At 58.8% G+C, this 14,653-nt stretch carries 14 protein-coding genes and 1 tRNA gene; 8 read left to right on the top strand and 7 right to left on the bottom strand.

Going from position 1 to position 14,653, the window contains the following annotated elements:
* Positions 1–318 precede the first annotated feature (318 nt).
* Positions 319–1,440 carry a metallophosphoesterase gene (locus FYB92_RS10570; RefSeq protein ID WP_075631895.1) on the top strand — a complete coding sequence of 374 codons (1,122 nt, stop codon included), beginning with the start codon at positions 319–321 and terminating at the stop codon, positions 1,438–1,440.
* Positions 1,441–1,826: 386 nt separating this feature from the next.
* On the opposite strand, the gene FYB92_RS10565 is transcribed toward FYB92_RS10570, so the two are convergent.
* The 4 genes from FYB92_RS10565 to gatC all read right to left on the bottom strand — a co-directional run bounded on the left by FYB92_RS10565 (position 1,827) and on the right by gatC (position 5,235).
* Positions 1,827–1,918: transfer RNA gene (locus FYB92_RS10565), tRNA-Ser, on the bottom strand.
* Between the two features lie 100 nt (positions 1,919–2,018).
* Positions 2,019–3,467 (bottom strand): Asp-tRNA(Asn)/Glu-tRNA(Gln) amidotransferase subunit GatB, encoded by a 1,449-nt coding sequence (gene gatB / locus FYB92_RS10560; protein ID WP_332828614.1) that lies wholly within the window; start codon positions 3,465–3,467, stop codon positions 2,019–2,021.
* Entirely contained in the window at positions 3,467–4,948 is a 1,482-nt protein-coding gene (gatA, locus tag FYB92_RS10555) for an Asp-tRNA(Asn)/Glu-tRNA(Gln) amidotransferase subunit GatA (protein ID WP_062809190.1), read from the bottom strand. Before gatA ends, gatB begins: the two co-directional genes overlap by 1 nt.
* Positions 4,948–5,235, bottom strand: coding sequence for an Asp-tRNA(Asn)/Glu-tRNA(Gln) amidotransferase subunit GatC (gene gatC / locus FYB92_RS10550; protein WP_040511880.1), 288 nt, complete (start codon positions 5,233–5,235; stop codon positions 4,948–4,950). Before gatC ends, gatA begins: the two co-directional genes overlap by 1 nt.
* 76 nt (positions 5,236–5,311) lie before the next feature.
* Between gatC and ruvX the strand changes: the two genes are divergently transcribed.
* Positions 5,312–5,773, top strand: coding sequence for a Holliday junction resolvase RuvX (gene ruvX, locus FYB92_RS10545; protein ID WP_332828613.1), 462 nt, complete (start codon positions 5,312–5,314; stop codon positions 5,771–5,773).
* Here the strand turns inward: ruvX and FYB92_RS10540 are convergent.
* Positions 5,737–6,060, bottom strand: coding sequence for a hypothetical protein (locus FYB92_RS10540; RefSeq protein WP_062809189.1), 324 nt, complete (start codon positions 6,058–6,060; stop codon positions 5,737–5,739). The genes ruvX and FYB92_RS10540 overlap by 37 nt on opposite strands.
* 204 nt (positions 6,061–6,264) lie before the next feature.
* Here FYB92_RS10540 and FYB92_RS10535 point away from each other — a divergent pair, with 204 nt between their 5' ends.
* The 6 genes from FYB92_RS10535 to FYB92_RS10510 all read left to right on the top strand — a co-directional run bounded on the left by FYB92_RS10535 (position 6,265) and on the right by FYB92_RS10510 (position 13,582).
* Positions 6,265–7,581 carry a UDP-glucose/GDP-mannose dehydrogenase family protein gene (locus FYB92_RS10535; RefSeq protein WP_003619519.1) on the top strand — a complete coding sequence of 439 codons (1,317 nt, stop codon included), beginning with the start codon at positions 6,265–6,267 and terminating at the stop codon, positions 7,579–7,581.
* A gap of 117 nt (positions 7,582–7,698) precedes the next feature.
* Positions 7,699–8,757: an AI-2E family transporter gene (locus FYB92_RS10530; RefSeq protein ID WP_332828612.1), complete on the top strand. Its 1,059-nt coding sequence runs from the start codon at positions 7,699–7,701 to the stop codon at positions 8,755–8,757.
* A 375-nt stretch (positions 8,758–9,132) separates the two neighbouring features.
* Positions 9,133–10,119 (top strand): SDR family oxidoreductase, encoded by a 987-nt coding sequence (locus FYB92_RS10525; protein ID WP_075595585.1) that lies wholly within the window; start codon positions 9,133–9,135, stop codon positions 10,117–10,119.
* A 104-nt stretch (positions 10,120–10,223) separates the two neighbouring features.
* Positions 10,224–10,439, top strand: coding sequence for a hypothetical protein (locus FYB92_RS10520; RefSeq protein ID WP_332828611.1), 216 nt, complete (start codon positions 10,224–10,226; stop codon positions 10,437–10,439).
* A gap of 212 nt (positions 10,440–10,651) precedes the next feature.
* Positions 10,652–11,764, top strand: a complete 1,113-nt coding sequence (locus tag FYB92_RS10515) for a retroviral-like aspartic protease family protein (protein WP_332828610.1) — start codon at positions 10,652–10,654, stop codon at positions 11,762–11,764.
* A gap of 9 nt (positions 11,765–11,773) precedes the next feature.
* Positions 11,774–13,582, top strand: coding sequence for an ABC transporter ATP-binding protein (locus FYB92_RS10510; protein ID WP_332828609.1), 1,809 nt, complete (start codon positions 11,774–11,776; stop codon positions 13,580–13,582).
* 23 nt (positions 13,583–13,605) lie between these two features.
* Here the strand turns inward: FYB92_RS10510 and FYB92_RS10505 are convergent, their stop codons facing one another.
* Positions 13,606–14,001: a hypothetical protein gene (locus tag FYB92_RS10505; protein ID WP_003619525.1), complete on the bottom strand. Its 396-nt coding sequence runs from the start codon at positions 13,999–14,001 to the stop codon at positions 13,606–13,608.
* Between the two features lie 89 nt (positions 14,002–14,090).
* Complete coding sequence (locus FYB92_RS10500; RefSeq protein WP_003619526.1) at positions 14,091–14,606, bottom strand: hypothetical protein; 516 nt, start codon at positions 14,604–14,606, stop codon at positions 14,091–14,093.
* Positions 14,607–14,653: the final 47 nt, after the last annotated feature.

Below are 14,653 nucleotides of genomic sequence, written 5' to 3'. Positions count from 1 at the left end.
AAACCTGTTATGGGGCAGCACATGCCCGATGATGCCCCATGACTGAATATAACCGCCCTTCGGGGCGGTTTTTTTTTGGATATGCCGCTATATCAAGGGGCTGACGGTTACGCGTATATATGTGCTTGATCGCGCGTATCCTGCGGCGCCATGGGCATAAAAACGCGCAGATGCCCGGGGATAAGTTCTCCTGAAACGGCCAAGCCTATGGCATAATATATAATTCTGGCACCCCGCAGGTATTTTGCGCATATGCGTGGCCCGTATGCAGGGGGCGAAACACGTTCCCTATGTCCCAATGCAAGGATATGGATTGTAATGCGCCTTATTGTTTTTGGTTTGCCCCTGCTGATCGTGATCCTGAACTGGCTGTGGCCTTTGCCTCTACCTTTTGGGGTGAAAATGCTTGCGGCTGCACTGGTGGTCGTGGCGGCACTTTATCACTACTGGTCCCGGCTTTCCTCGGGCTCAGTCTTTGCACCGGAATTTCCCCGTCCTTTTGTTATTCTGTTCAATTGGGCCTTCGGGGCGCTTCTCTTCCTTACGCTATTGCAGGTCGTGCTTGATTTTGGTGCGCTGGCTGTTGCGTTGGTAACATGGCAGCCGGTTTATATTCCTGTCGGTGCGCGGGCGGCGGTGGGGGGAATTGCCGGTGGGCTTGCTGCGATTGGTGTGGCCAATGCGATAAGGGTGCCACCGGTCAGGGACGTGACTGTCACCATTCCCGGCCTCTCGCCCTTGTTTGACGGATATCGGCTGCTTCAGTTGACCGACATGCATATCAGTCGGCTGTTTCCTGCAAGTTGGGCTGCATCGGTTGTGGAGCGCGCCAATGCGACCGGTGCGGACATGATTGTCGTGACCGGAGATTTTATTGATGGATCGGTCGCCATGCGCTGTGCTGATGTGGCGCCGCTTGCACGACTTCATGCGCCGGATGGCGTTCTGGCAATACCGGGCAACCATGAATATTTCTTCGATTATGATGACTGGATGCACCACCTGTCGGAATTGGGGTTTCATATGCTGCTTAACCGGCATGTGGTTATCACAAGGGAAGGGGCCGAACTGGTATGCGCTGGTGTGACTGACCGCTCGGCACCAGGGCATGGGCAGGCTGGTCCGGATCTGGTTGCTGCCCTTGCAGGTTCTCCCGCTGGTGCGCCGGTTGTGCTGCTTGATCACCAACCTGGTGATGCACATACCGCTTCCAAGCTGGGCGTTGCCCTTCAACTGTCGGGGCATACGCATGGCGGGATGATTTTCGGCCTTGATCGCCTTGTTGCACGTGGGAATAGCGGTTTTGTGTCTGGGCGTTATGATCTGGGTGGTATGACGCTGTATGTCAGTAATGGTACCGGATTGTGGCCGGGATTTGCGCTGCGGCTTGGCAGGCCATCTGAAATTACCCTTTTCCATCTGCGGGCGGATAATGCGTAAATCTCTTTGATATGATGGGGATGGTGGTCTGCTCGTTGTAAAGGCGCATCGGGAGGGCGAAGGGATCATGCTGTGCCGGATGTATTTGGACGGCCCTGACAGTCGGATCACCAGCGCCGCAAGCGCATTCCCCGCAGATCATCCAGAGTGATGATGGCAGGCCGCTGCTCTTTTTCGAGAGGCTGAAAAGCCCCTCAGCATTGGAGAGCTTGTAAAATCCGTCTTTTGGCTTTGCACGCGCGGATCGCGGTATCCGTCGGCATGAATACCCCATCGTATCTGTCCTTCGGCGGCTTTCCATGCCGTCGTATGTCAGATCAGAAGGCGATAAAACGGCAGACATCCCGAGGGATCGTTAACTGCTGTCACTGTATGTCAGGGGAAATTGGCGGAGGGGATGGGATTCGAACCCACGGAACGAGTTACCCCGTTCAGCGATTTAGCAAACCGCCGCCTTCAGCCTCTCGGCCACCCCTCCGCCGGGGAAAAGCGTATATTTCTACACGGCGTTTGCAGCGCTGCTTGTAGCTGGTTCCGGCAGCGCCGTCAAACGTTCAAATGAAAAAAATATCCAGTTTTTACAAAACCTTTTTCAGCGCCTCGTTCACGAGGGCCGGATTGGCCTTTCCGGCCATGGCTTTCATCACCTGTCCGACGAAGAATCCGAACAAACGATCCTTGCCACTGCGGTATTCTGCCACCTTGTCAGCGTGCTTGGTCATGATGTCGGCAACCACCGTATCAATGGCCCCCGTATCCGTGACCTGCTTCAGGCCCTTGCGTTCGACAATATCAGCGGCGCTGTCACCGGTCTCCAGCATATCTTCGAAGACTTCCTTGGCGATCTTGCCGTTGATCGTGCCGTCTGCGACAAGGTCCAGCATACCGCCAAGTGCCTGCGCTGAAATCGGGCTGTCGCTGATATGGCGACTGCTCTTGTTCAATGCCGCGAACAGGTCCCCTGTAACCCAGTTGGCCACCAATCGCCCATCACGACCACGGGCCACGGTTTCATAATAATCCGCGATCGCCTGCTCCGCCACCAGGACATTGGCATCGTAATGTGGGATTTTATATTCTTTTTCAAAGCGGTCGCGCTTGTCATCGGGCAGCTCCGGCAGGCCCTTTTCCAAATTACGCACCCATTCTTCCCCGATCACGAGCGGAAGCAGGTCCGGATCGGGGAAGTAGCGGTAATCGTGGGCGTCTTCTTTGCTGCGCAGGGATCGGGTCTCGTTACGTGACGGGTCGAACAGGCGCGTTTCCTGATCGACACTGCCGCCTGCTTCCCATATCTCCACCTGCCGCGCGGCTTCGACCTCGATGGCATGCATGACATACCGGATCGAATTGACGTTCTTGATTTCGCATCGTGTGCGGAAGGGTTCATCCTTCTTGCGTACGGAAACGTTGACGTCCGCACGCATGGAGCCTTCCTCCATGTTGCCATCACAGGTGCCAAGATAGCGCAGGATCATGCGCAACTTGCGCAGGTAGGCACCAGCTTCCTCGGGGGAGCGGATGTCAGGTTCGCTGACGATTTCCATCAGCGCCACCCCCGCGCGGTTCAGGTCGATGAAGGATCGGGTCGGGTCCTGGTCATGCATCGACTTGCCGGCATCTTGTTCCAGATGCAGGCGTGTGATCCCGATATGGCGCACTGTCCCATCGGACAGTTCGATTTCCACCGTGCCTTCCCCCACGATGGGGTGGGTGAACTGGCTGATCTGGTAGCCGGTGGGCAGATCGGCGTAGAAATAGTTTTTCCGGTCAAAACGGCTTTGCAGGTTGATGCGCGCCTTCAGGCCCAGGCCCGTGCGCACGGCCTGCGCCACGCATTCGCGGTTGATGACGGGTAACATGCCGGGAAAACCCGCATCAACCAGGCTGACATGGGTGTTCGCATCACCACCATAGGTGGCCGACGCCCCGGAAAACAGCTTCGACTTGCTGATGACCTGCGCGTGGACCTCCAGGCCCACGACGATTTCCCACGTCCCGGTCTTGCCTTCGATCAGGTAGGACATCACACGCCCTCCGCACGGATGGTGGGACGATGCGTGAACGCCGCGGCCCGTTCCAGCGCATGGCCCGCCGCCAGAACGCTTTTTTCATCAAAGGGGCGGCCGATCAGTTGCAGCCCCAGCGGCAGCTTGCGCTCACTCAGCCCGACCGGTAGCGACATGGCGGGCATGCCGGCCATGCTGGCGGGAACGGTGAACACATCATTCAGGTACATCTGGACCGGATCGTCCGTCTTTTCGCCTTGCGCAAAGGCCGGGGAAGGGGCAGTCGGTGTCAACAAGACGTCAACCTTCTCAAAGGCTTCGGTGAAATCACGACGGATCAGGGAACGGACCTTCTGCGCCTTGAGGTAATAGGCGTCATAATAGCCCGCAGACAGGACATAGGTCCCGACCATGATGCGGCGGCGGACTTCGGCGCCGAAGCCTTCGCGCCGGGTCTTTTCGTACATTTCATCGAGTGTCGGCGCCGCAACCCGGCGTCCGAAGCGCACACCGTCATACCGGGCCAGGTTGGACGAACATTCCGCAGGGGCGACGATATAATAGGTCGCAAGCCCGTATTTGGTGTGTGGCAGGGACACATCGACAATTTCACAGCCCGCATCACGCAGCCATTCAATCCCCTGACGCCATGATGCCTCGATTTCTGCGGGCATTCCCTCCACCCGGTATTCGCGCGGAATGCCCACGCGCATGCCCTTGAGGCTGGTGGAGCAGGCAGCGCGATAGTCATCAAGCGGATGATCGACGCTGGTGCTGTCCTTGGGGTCGAACCCGGCCATGGATTGCAGCATGATTGCGCAATCTTCCACCGTGCGGGCCATCGGCCCGGCCTGGTCAAGCGAACTTGCGAACGCAATGGTGCCCCAGCGGCTGCACCGGCCATAGGTCGGCTTCAGCCCGACAATCCCGCAATAGGCGGCAGGCTGACGGATGGAGCCACCGGTATCCGTGCCCGTTGCGCCCATGGCAAGGCCCGCCGCGACAGCCGCAGCCGACCCGCCAGACGATCCGCCGGGCACAAGGGCGGTCTGTGCATCGCCTTCACGCTTCCATGGGTTTTCGACGGCGCCAAAAGCCGAGGTGATGTTGGCTGAACCCATGGCGAATTCGTCAAGGTTTGTCTTGCCCACGAACACTGCGCCATCACGCAGAAGGTTTGCCGTCACCGTGCTTTCATATGGCGGGACAAATTCTTCCAGCATCCGGCTTGCGGCGGTGGTGCGCACGCCATTGGTGCAGAACAGGTCCTTGATCCCCAGCGGGATACCCGTCAGGGCCGGGGCATCCTTGCTCGCCAGAAGGTCATCGGCACGCTTTGCCGCAACCAGTGCCTGTTCCGAGGTCACGGTAATGAAGGCGTTGAGCCGTCCATTAAGCCGCCCGATCGCATCGACATGCGCGCCAACCAGTTCGGATGCGGAAAATTCGCGCCGGCGCAACCCGTCATGCGCTGCGGCGATCGTCAGTTCTGTCAGCATTATTCAACCACCTTGGGCACGGTATAATAGGGGCCAGCCGTATCGGTGGCGTTCGACAGGACGGCATCGCGTATGTTCCCATCCGTCACGACGTCCTCGCGCATGCGCAGGACCGCGGTTTCGGTCCCGACCATGGGGGCGATACCATCGACATTGACCTCGTTGAGCTGTTCGATCCAGCCGAGGATGCCGTTCAGTTCCCCTGGCAGGGACTGCAGGTCGGATTCGTCAATACCAATCCGTGCCAGCCGGGCAATTCGGCGGACGGTCGCGGGATCAAGCGACATGAAGCAATAACTTTCCATCGTGACGGGGTAAGAATATCCTGCGCGCAGGAACGTCCAAGGATAATAGCCCCAGACCATGCCCCTGTTCAACATACCCGAATTGCGATTGGCCCTGCGGCCCGGACAACGCCTGATGGGGATCGATCCCGGTCAGAAAACGATCGGGATCGCGCTGTCCGATGTTTCGCTCATGCTGGCGTCGCCATGCACCACGGTGCGCAGGCGCAAGCTGTCCCTTGTCGCGGTGGAGATCGGGGAACTGGCACGGCGCCACGATGTCGGTGCGCTGGTGGGGGGGCTGCCGCTGTCACTTGATGGCAGCTTTGGCCCGGCGGCGCAGGCCGCGCGTGACTGGATGATGAACCTGTCGCAACAGGTCGGGTTGCCTGCGGCGATGTGGGACGAACGCCTGTCGTCCTCGGCGGTGAACCGCATGCTGATCCAGGATGTGGACATGACCCGACAGCGCCGTGAACAGGTGGTGGACAAGGTGGCGGCGGCCTATATCCTCCAGGCGGCACTCGATGCTTCGGCATGATGGTCGTGCGTGCGACCGCCATCCGCCGGATCGCCAAACAACGCCTGTAGCAGCACAAGCATCAGGAAAAGCGCCGCCAGCAGTCCGAACATCCGGCCAAAGACACGGAACGCGGCGATGATGAGCGCGATCAGCACGATGGTCAGCACGGCCCGCTGCGCCTGTCCATGCACGCCGATGGTGTCCATCATTGCGGCTAGGACGCCTTCGATCATCACAATTCCAGCGAGGATGAGGCCGACAAGACCAAACAGCATGTTGCCCAGAAGGCTGAGGATATGACTCATCGGTGGGCGACTTTCCGCTGTGAAGGAATGGTGGCAGGCGGCGCGGGGGCATAACGCGGGCGGGGGCATATGCGTTCGGGGGCTGCGAACACACGATGTTACGGAAAATTGCGCAGTCGCGGGTCGCCGCGCGACCTCTTGTCAGGACGAGGCCTCCGTGCTGATTAAGCCAGACAAAAGAGATTGTGAAGGGACTGACAGCGGATGAAGATTGCCGTCATCGGGGCAGGCTACGTGGGTCTGGTATCAGGCGCGTGCCTTGCTGATTTTGGCCATGAGGTCCGTTGCATCGACAGGGATCTGCGTCGTGTCGAGGGGCTGCGCGCCGGACGCATGCCCATATACGAACCCGGCCTTGCGGAACTGACGGCCGACAACGTGGCGGCGGGGCGGCTGTCCTTCGAACATGACCTGGCGGTCGGCATGAAGGACGCCGAAGTGATCTTCATCGCCGTTGGTACGCCGTCACGCCCGGAGGATGGGCATGCGGACCTTACCTTCGTCTATCAGGTCACGCGGGAGATCGCGCAGAACCTTGAGGGGTACGCGGTCATCGTCACGAAATCGACGGTCCCTGTCGGTACGAGTGATGAGGTGGAGCGCCTTGTGCGTTCGCTGCGTCCCGATGTGGAATTTTCCGTGGCATCCAATCCGGAATTCCTGCGCGAGGGGGCCGCGATCGGGGATTTCAAGATTCCCGATCGTATCGTCGTGGGCGTGGAGGATGAGCGTGCGAGGGAGGTTATGGCTGCGGTTTATCGTCCGCTGTTCCTTAATCAGGCACCGCTGCTGTTCACGGATCGCCGTACGTCGGAATTGACGAAATACGCAGCCAATGCATTCCTTGCGACCAAGATTACCTTTATCAACGAAATCGCCGATATCTGTGAAAAGACCGGCGCCAACGTGCAGGACGTTGCGCGTGGCATGGGGCTGGACAAGCGGATCGGGCCGAAATTCCTGCATGCGGGTCCGGGCTTTGGCGGGTCATGCTTTCCCAAGGATGTCAGGGCGCTGATCAAGACGGGGCAGGATTATGATGTCCCCAGCCGCATTGTGGAGGCGGTGGCCGATGTCAATGAACGGCGCAAGCGCAGGATGGGGCGCAGGATTGTCGCCGCCTGTGGCGGGGAAATCCGTGACCGCATCATCGCTGTGCTGGGCCTGACGTTCAAACCGCGTACCGACGACATGCGTGATGCCCCGTCCATTGCCATCATCCAGACCCTGCGTGATGCAGGGGGGGTGGTGCATGCGTTCGACCCCGCCGGGATGGAACATGCACGTGAGGTCATGGGCGATGTGACCTATTTCCAGGATCCTTATCAGGCGGTTGCCGGGGCGGATGCGGTGGCCATCGTGACGGAGTGGGAGTCCCTGCGCGCGCTGGACCTGAAAAAAATATACGGCCTGATGCGTACACCTGTCCTTGTGGACCTGCGCAATATCTATGGACCCGAGGAGGCCAAGGCCGCCGGTTTCACCTATATCGCGGTCGGGCGTGGGGACCTGCGGGAATAAGCCCTGCCCACCGCCGAAGGGAACGGCGGTGGGTATTTTCGCGCCTGTCTTCGGGATATGGTAATCGTATCCGTAATACAGTGCCGTCCTTGCCGAAATATCAGGAAACCATGATCCATGGGAAACACGTCGCGGGTTCAGTATGTTGCCACGGGGGTCTTCGTCTGCCTCGTCATCATGGCATCGCTGTATATCGAGCAGTCCTTTCTGGGGGCGTTCGTATGGGGCATCATCCTGTCGATTACGGCATTTCCCCTCTATCAGGTCCTGCGTCGGCGCGGATGCGGCAATATGGTGGCGTCACTGGTCATCAGCGTCGGGATATTTGCATTGCTGGCGGTTCCGCTGGTGGCCATGGTGGCAAAGGCGGTGGCGGACCTGCCGTCACTCTATGACTGGGCCAAATCGGCATCACAGACGGGAATCCCGGTTCCAAAGCAGGTGGCCGACCTTCCGGGTGGCAGTTCAAAGATCGCTCCCCTGTGGCAAAAATATCTGTCGGACCCGAACGAACTGCGCACCTGGCTGGGGTCTGTTTCGCATACATTTGCCACGGCTGATGGGAAAAACCTGACTCATCGCCTGATGGAGGTTGCCGAAACCTTCATGATTGCGGTCCTGTCCGTCTATTTCTTCTTGGTATCCGCTGAAAGCCTGATTGGCGATATCCGTGCGGTCGGCAAGAAATTCCTTGGCCGTCGTGCCACCGATGCCATCGACAATATCGTTAGTTCTGTGCGTGGAACGGTTGCAGGTCTTGTCCTGGTCGGGATGGGGGAAGGGGGCATCATCGGGATCGGCTATTTCATGGCGGGCACCCCGCATCCGGCACTGTTCATGCTGGTGACGGCCATTGTCAGCATCGTGCCGTTCTGCGGGCCTGTGATCCTTGCGCTGGCGGCTGCCACGACCTTTGCCGCAAGCGGGGGCGGGGCCGCGCTGATTGTCGGGCTTATCGGATGTATGGCCTATTTTTTCGGCGATCATTTCGTGCGTCCCAAGCTGATCAGCGGGAATACCAAAATTCCGTTTCTTGCTGTCCTGACCGCCATCCTGGGGGGGCTGCATGCCTGCGGTCTGCTGGGGCTGTTTATCGGGCCGGCCGTCATTGCGGTGGCATTTTCGCTATGGCGTTCGGCCGTGGCAGACAGTCGTGCCGATTGCGCCGCCTCCTGAACAGGGACATTTCGTATTCATTGCGTGGGGGTGAATATAGGAGGGTAACATCGCCTCCTTATGGTAGAATAGACCTGAAAAAGAGAGCCGGAATAATCCGCTGACCGGGATTGAAGGTTTTCGGGAGCGGGATATTTGGCAATATGATGCCTGGTGAGGTATTGTGAAAAATCTTCACCAGAAGAGCCCTGATGCCTCGCAGGGAGGGCTTGATTGCCTTTCCCGGCCATGTTCTGAGCGCGTGGCCATATTTTCTACTTTATTTTCCTGTGAATGGTGACACGGGGGCATGATGTGCATGCCTTGCATGTATGACTATGCCCGGTGGGGTCATCCTTTGGGGCTTTACCTGTAAAATTCGTCAAGGTTGGTAAATTGTACGATTCCAGAAAACAAGTTGTCATCATCACTGGCGGTTCATCTGGGATTGGTCGATGCACGGCCCGGCTGTTCGCTACCCATGGATGGAATGTCGGCATCATCGCCCGGGGGATGGCCGCGATGGAGGCAACGGCGCGGGATGTGCGTGCGCAGGGTGGGGATGTCGCCATTGCGGAAGCCGATGTGACGGATACTGTGGCGCTTGGCACGGCGGCGGATGGGATCATTGCGCAACTCGGTCCTGTGGATGTCTGGATCAATTGCGCGGGGACCGGCATTTATGGTCGTTTCGATGATGTGCGTGAAAATGAATTCCAGCGTGTGACCGATGTGACCTATCACGGCACGGTTAACGGGACGCGCATTGCATTGCGGCACATGCGCGCACGCGGACAGGGATCCATTGTCAATGTCTGTTCCGCCATTGCATTCCATGGTGTGCCGCTGCTGTCATCCTATGCTGGGGCAAAGGGGGCGGTGCGTGCCTTTACGCAGGCGATCCGTGGGGAGTTGCGCCTGGAAAAAAGCCATGTGCGCATATGCTCTGTTTTCCCCGCGGCGATGAATACGCCATTTTTCAGCCATGCGCTGAGCCATATGGGATGGCCCGCGCGCCCAGCCAAGCCGATCTATCAGCCGGAGGTGGCGGCCGAGGGGATCTGGCTGGCGTCGCGTGGCAACCATTCCGAACTTTTCATTACAGGCACGACCGAACTTTTTTCCTTGGCCACACGCTTCATGCCTGGTGTTATCGGCTGGTGTGTCAGTCAACTGGGTATGGAACGACAATTGACGCGTGACCAGCGTGCTGTCGAATTGTGTGAACCCACCTTGTTCCATCCATCCGATCGGGTGCGTGGGGGCAGGGGGCCATTCAATCATCAGGCGCGGGGATGGAGCCTGCAGGTCTGGATGCTGGGGATGCGTCTGAAAATCTTCGCACGGATAAAGCGGATATTGCGTATGAAGCCAGAAGGCTGATCCGTGTGGCTCCTTGCGGGTCGTATTTTTACTGTCGGGACTAAACGATTTTCCTTTCCGGGCGTTTGTGGGGGATAGCGTCATTTCAGGCAGGGAGGCACGACATGCGGGGCATGGTACTCAGTGCGCTGGGGTTCTTTTTTGCCGGGGGTATCGATACTGCCTATGCCGTGTCGGTATCGCGCCTTCCGGTCATGACGGCCCCGCCCGGGCAGGCGGTGCAAAATGTCCCACTACACATGCGCCCATGCGTGGGAACTGATGGGGTGCGCCCTGCGGTTGTCTCTGCGGGTTTGTGCATGCGCCACGGGGCAGTCTGAAATATCCCGCCGATAACAATGATAAAAGTTTCCATGGCAGGGCAACCCGCTGGATAACCGCCGCAGGATGATTGTCGCAGGGTGACTGTCACTATGTCGCCTGCGCGATCATGCGACGGTCTGCGGGGTGGGGGATTTCATGGCCTGCCACTGCGGGCATTTCGTGCTAGGCTGCTGTGATCTCCAAACGCAGCAAAGCCCCCTCGTGCAGCATGTCCTCCAGCCATCTCAACCGTCCGGGTCGCGATGACCCGTTGCCACCTTCCTTCATTTCCCACCGCAATCCCGCCGCTGACGGCAGTTATTGGCATGCATGGCGGGGCAGGGCGGGCGGTCTGCTTGCATTATGTTGCCTGATGGTCGGTGGACATGTGGCAGCCCACGCCGAAGATATGATCGATAATGTGCTGCCTGCGCATTGCGTGGCCCATGTCATGAATGTGCCGCTGATGTCACACAGTGGCAGCCCGGTCATTCCCGTGGTGATCAATGGCAAGTCCGGGGTGGCCTATGTCAGTTTCACGCAGGAAGATATCGGGGTGTTTGCCGTCCCCACGATGGATTATCCCATTGGCAAGACCTTCCAGATCCAGACCATTGCCGGGCAGAGCTATTCCTTTGCAACCACGATCAAATCCTTGCACATCGCACAGGGGGAAGCTGCGGATGTGCCGGCTATTGTGGTCGGGGACAGGCAGGAGATGATAGGCGACCAGCCTGTTCTGGGCATCATCGGCTATAGTGTCCTGAGCAATTATGATGTGCTGCTTGATTTCGTGACAAAGAGGATGGTTCTTTTCCGCATGTCGGAAACGGCGTCCTGCAACACGATGCCGCAATGGCTTGGGCCGGACGCCACGCCGGTTACGCTGCTGTCCAATGGCCGGGGGGTGCAGACCGGGGTGGAGCTGCAGGTCGGGGGCGTTCCCCTGCGGCTGGAGGTGGAGCCGGGGTCAAATGCGTCGGTCGTGCGGCAAAAGGATGCGCATGCCCTGGGACTGACCCATGCCACGCTGCATGCAGACCCGCATGTGCGTACCGTGGTTGGTCGCATTCTTGTCGGGCATCGGCACCATTTTGACAATGTGACGATCGGGGAATGGAAGGACCGGTCCCTTGATGTGAATGTAGAGAAGGCGAAATACAACCTTCTGGGCATGGATTTCCTGCGTAACAGGAAAGTTCTCATGGCCTTTCCTCAGGGCATGCTGTATCTGACGCCGCCTTCCGTCAGCAAGGACAAGGATCCCCGCATTCCCAGTGCGCTTGCCACGCACCTTGCGACCGCAACCGTTCATGAGGCGAGTGGAACCACCACGCAGTAGGGACATATTATGGACAAGACGCCGCCTTCCGACGACGTGACCATTCCCGATGGTGCGATGCCAGGTCTGCGCCATCATCCGGCGCGGGTTATGGCGTATTACGTCCGTCGCCACCTGTGGGCACATCTGCTGGTCCTGGGGATGGTCACACTTGCGATGGCGTGCGGCGTCAGTACGTCCTACATCATCCGGCATCTGGTCAATGCCATGGCGGCGTCCCCCCGCCCGGACATGATGGTGGTATGGTCCATGGTCGTGGCGTTCTGCGGGGTCATTTTCGTGGATGGCTGTGCATGGCGGGTGGCGGGCTGGATGGCGTCGGGCCTGTTTGTCGAGGTCGGGGGCGATATCCGTCGTGACCTGTTCCGTTACCTGACGGGGCATTCGGTCGCCTATTTCGCCGAACGTATGTCCGGTGCCCTGTCCGCCCGGATTTCCACGGCGGCGAATGCGGTTTTCAGCCTTGAAAACCTTACGGCATGGACCCTGCTGCCGTCCGGGTTGAATATCATCATGTCCATCGCAATGCTGATGACCGTCAGCCCATGGATGGCACTGTCGATCGTGGGCATGACAGTGGGGGCGGCCATCCTGATTTTCCTGCTGGGGACACGGGGGCGCGGCCTGCATCGGGATTATGCCGCGCAGGCTGCGGAAAATGATGGCGAGATGCTGGACATTGTCAATAACATGCCGTTGGTGCGTGCATATGGCATGACCGTGCGGGAGTGCCGGCGTATGGGCCAGCGTATCCGGCACGAGACGGGATTACATCGCCGTTCGCTACGCTATCTTGAAAAACTGCGGATGTTTCACGCCGGCCTGACGATGTTGATGACTGGTGGCCTGCTAATCTGGGTTGTGACGTTGTGGCATCTGCATCGCGCCACCATCGGTGATGTGGTCATGGTGACGACGCTGGGGTTTGTCATCCTTAACTGCACCCGTGACCTCGCTTTCGCCCTGGTGGAAGCGGTGCAGCATGTCTCCCGCCTGTCAGAAACACTGGAAAAGCTTCTGCTGGCGCATGAAACGTCAAGTCATCCCCCGCCGTCACGCAGCCTCCCGCAACGCGCGCATGGCCATGTCAGCATACGCGATGCATGCTTTTCCTATCCTGGTGGTAAACCGGTCCTGTCGCATTTCAACCTTGATATCCGTGCAGCCAGCCGGGTCGGGCTTGTAGGGCAGTCGGGGTCAGGGAAAAGTACCTTGCTGGCCCTGCTGCAACGGCAGCGTTTCCTGCAGGAGGGCCAGATCCTGATTGACGGGATCGACATTCTTGCACTTGATGAAGACAGTATGCGTGGCTGCATGGCGGTCGTCGCGCAGGAGGTCGCGCTTTTGCGTCGTAGCGTGCGCGACAACATCCGATACGGGTGTGACGGTGCCAGCAATGCAGAGGTCGCTGCTGCTGCTTCCGCTGCCGGATGCCTCGATTTTATCATGGCAATGCCGCAGAAGTTCGACACCATCGTGGGGGAACGGGGCGTCATGTTGTCGGGCGGTCAGCGTCAGCGCATTGCCATTGCACGCGCGTTTTTACGCAATGCCCCGATCCTTGTCCTTGACGAAGCGACAAGTGCCCTGGACAGCCAGAGTGAAAAGCATGTGCAGGATGCGCTTGATCGTCTGCAGGCGGGGCGCACGGTCATTGCCGTGGCCCATCGTCTGTCTACCTTGCAGGGGTTCGACAGGATCGTGGTGATGGACCACGGGCGGATTGTGCAGGACGGCAGTGTATCCGAACTTGAAAACATGCCTGGCCTGTATCGCGACGTCCTGATGCGGCAGGACAGCACGCTTTCGGTTCCATAATGGCAATACAGCCGTAAACGCCGTCAATGGGTGGCGGATGTGACCTGCGTCTGTGCCTTGAGCATTTGTCCCAGCGTGTCATGAATATCTTTTGGGGCAGGGTGGGGAAGGTGGAATGTCAGCCGTCCACCCGGCGGTATGCTGAAGGACAGGAACACTTCGCGCCGTGTCCTGTCGGTCGCCAGTTCCCATTGCGTGATTTCATAAACCGGGTTTGGCGTCCCACCGCCAATGGCCTGACTGTCGGCAGCCAGCTTGGAAAACAGGGGCAGGCAGTTGACCAGTTGTGCGGGCGGCACAGACAGATGCAGTTTTGCACCGTTGGCGTCCTCAACTTCCAAAATGACCTTGCTGCCATCGGGGGAAGGACGTCCCCCCAGTATTTTGGTGATGTTCAGGTCGCGGGGGATATCACTCATAAAAAACCTGCTTCTTCTTGGGGTAAAACCCAATCATATCCCATCCCCATCCGGCGATACAGGGGACGGGTCAGCAGGCAGGCCCGACCTTAGCGGAGGTGATATTGCGACAGCGCCACCTTGCAGGACAGACCTTCCCCACTCACATTGTCGCCCCGCGTCGGGTCCACTTTAAGGGTAAGACGCATCACCGCGGCGGAAAGATGGGCGCCGTTGGTATGGGCGGAAATTTTTATGTTGATGTTGTTGTTGTTTTCCATCACGGCCCAATGACCGCCGCGTGCCACGGTGGCTTCTGCCTTGACCGCCCAATAGGTGCCATTGAGGTCCGGCAGGCGTGTCAGGTTATAGACGGCCCCATCACCAAGGACATGTGAATAGCCGATGCCAACCGCGCCGCCGCCACGGATTCGCACGGGGTAGGAGTGCGTTCCATAAAACAGCCGCCCCTTACCCCATGTATACCCCCCTGCCACGGCAACAGATTGCACCGAGAAGCAAAGCCGGGCCATGGGCTGTCCCAATGCGTCATCGGCCCGAGCGGTCTGTGTGGTAACAAGGCCAGCCAGCAGGAGGGCCGGAATGCAGAGAGAGACTGGACGCACAATATGTTCCTGAAAAAACGGCGGCAGGGTGGCATTGGGCGGGATGG

Origin of the sequence: Novacetimonas sp. GS1 (genome assembly GCF_036686925.1) — a bacterium.
Classification (GTDB): domain Bacteria; phylum Pseudomonadota; class Alphaproteobacteria; order Acetobacterales; family Acetobacteraceae; genus Novacetimonas; species Novacetimonas hansenii.
Note: the sequence above shows the minus strand (reverse complement) of the source record. Positions and strands in the feature narration are given on the sequence as shown.

Coding starts and splice junctions, on each gene's coding strand:
- FYB92_RS10570 (WP_075631895.1), top strand. CDS start 319: ATGCGCCTTATTGTTTTTGGTTTGCCCCTGCTGATCGTGATCCTGAAC.
- gatB (WP_332828614.1), bottom strand. CDS start 3,467: ATGTCCTACCTGATCGAAGGCAAGACCGGGACGTGGGAAATCGTCGTG.
- gatA (WP_062809190.1), bottom strand. CDS start 4,948: ATGCTGACAGAACTGACGATCGCCGCAGCGCATGACGGGTTGCGCCGG.
- gatC (WP_040511880.1), bottom strand. CDS start 5,235: ATGTCGCTTGATCCCGCGACCGTCCGCCGAATTGCCCGGCTGGCACGG.
- ruvX (WP_332828613.1), top strand. CDS start 5,312: ATGCCCCTGTTCAACATACCCGAATTGCGATTGGCCCTGCGGCCCGGA.
- FYB92_RS10540 (WP_062809189.1), bottom strand. CDS start 6,060: ATGAGTCATATCCTCAGCCTTCTGGGCAACATGCTGTTTGGTCTTGTC.
- FYB92_RS10535 (WP_003619519.1), top strand. CDS start 6,265: ATGAAGATTGCCGTCATCGGGGCAGGCTACGTGGGTCTGGTATCAGGC.
- FYB92_RS10530 (WP_332828612.1), top strand. CDS start 7,699: ATGGGAAACACGTCGCGGGTTCAGTATGTTGCCACGGGGGTCTTCGTC.
- FYB92_RS10520 (WP_332828611.1), top strand. CDS start 10,224: ATGCGGGGCATGGTACTCAGTGCGCTGGGGTTCTTTTTTGCCGGGGGT.
- FYB92_RS10515 (WP_332828610.1), top strand. CDS start 10,652: ATGTCCTCCAGCCATCTCAACCGTCCGGGTCGCGATGACCCGTTGCCA.
- FYB92_RS10510 (WP_332828609.1), top strand. CDS start 11,774: ATGGACAAGACGCCGCCTTCCGACGACGTGACCATTCCCGATGGTGCG.
- FYB92_RS10505 (WP_003619525.1), bottom strand. CDS start 14,001: ATGAGTGATATCCCCCGCGACCTGAACATCACCAAAATACTGGGGGGA.